Annotated in this window: 1 protein-coding gene; it reads right to left on the reverse strand. The window is 68.2% G+C overall.

All coding sequences use genetic code 11. The features are described from left to right. Positions 1–66: 66 nt before the first annotated feature. Positions 67–1,401 (reverse strand): alpha-L-arabinofuranosidase B (locus AB0O00_RS39500; RefSeq protein ID WP_363659497.1); only part of this gene is annotated, 1,335 nt, incomplete at its 5' end.

Below are 1,401 nucleotides of genomic sequence, written 5' to 3' on the forward strand. Positions count from 1 at the left end.
AGGACCATCGGCACCATGGCCCGCCCGCAGCATCGCGCTGCGGACGACCGCCGGCGCCCCGGCGGCTCAGCCCCAGGGCTGGGCCACCAGCCAGCTGGTGTCGTCAGCCCAACTGGTGGAGCTGTCCCAGCTGTTGGAGCCTCCGTTGTCGGCAATGTAGACCGTGTAGTCGTAGTGGCGGAGGTACTTCGTCGGGAAGTTGACGGACTGGAAGGAGGTGCCGACCCCGCTGTTGCCGCTGGTGACGCAGAAGGTGGCGTCCTGTGCGTAGGAGCCGGCGCCGCTGTCGAAGTCCAGGTAGAGCTCGTAGTTGTAGTGATGCAGGAACTGCCCGGGGTTGTTGGCGGACTCGAAGGACAGGCAGGAGCTGTTGGCCAGTCCGGCGCGGACGATCCAAGTGGCGTCGGCCTTGTCGGTGGCCGAGCCGGCGGAGCTGGTGTCGGAGATGACGACCTTGGAGTCGGTGTCGTTGTGGCGGAGGTAGTGCGAGGTACAGCAGGGCGCGGTGGTGGCCCGCAGGGAGATCCGGGAGCCCGGGGTCAGCGTGCCGGTGCCGGTCGAACCGCTGTTGTAGCCCACGGCGGTGATGTTGGCCTGGACCGCGTTCTCGGTGGCGTCCGACGGGTAGCCCTGGGTCATGACCCCTTCGTAGAAGGTGCCTTGGGCCCACTTGCTGTTGTCACCGCCGATGCCGAGGATGATCGAACCTTCCTTGTGCATCGGGTTGTAGCCGGTGTCGTTGGGGCGTACGCCGTTGTAGAAGGTGGACAGGCCGCCCGACTGGGCGTCGCCGCCGCGGAGGGCCCACTGGTTCGGGCCGCCCTTGAGCATGGCGGTCAGGAACCGGTTGTTGACGCTGGGGTCATTGGCGTTGGCTCCACGGTTGACCCCGGAGAACAGGCCGTTCTCCAGGTCGGCCATGACCCAGGGGCCGTTGCCGCTGCCCGAGCCCCAGCTGCTGTTGTTGCCGAAGTAGAGGGCCTCCATGTGGCCGTTGCCGGTGTCCAGGTTGTTGGTCTCGGCGTTGCCGTAGTCGAAGCAGCAGCCGCCGTTGAAGTGCGTGCCGTCGAAGATGGCGTACATGCCCTCGGGCTGGTCGCCGGTGGCGATGCCGCTGGTGTTGTTGTTGCGGTAGCCGGTCCCGGGGGCGACGTAGACGCCGTACGCCTTGTGCCCGCCGACGGTGACCGGCGCCTCGACGGCGTTGGCGAGGTTGTCCGGCCCGCCGGCCGCCCCGCCGGCAGGCGCCTGGGTAAGGTGGTTGCCCTTGCCGGACTGGTCGTAGAGGACCGTGATGACGCAGCTGGTGCCGGCGCAGAAGGAGTCCTGCGCGGCGGCGTCGGCGTATCCGCCGGCGCTCAGCAGGCCGATGTCCCTGGTCGCGTTGTCGGAGGCGCGCCT

Source organism: Kitasatospora sp. NPDC093558 (assembly GCF_040683475.1).
Lineage (GTDB): Bacteria > Actinomycetota > Actinomycetes > Streptomycetales > Streptomycetaceae > Kitasatospora.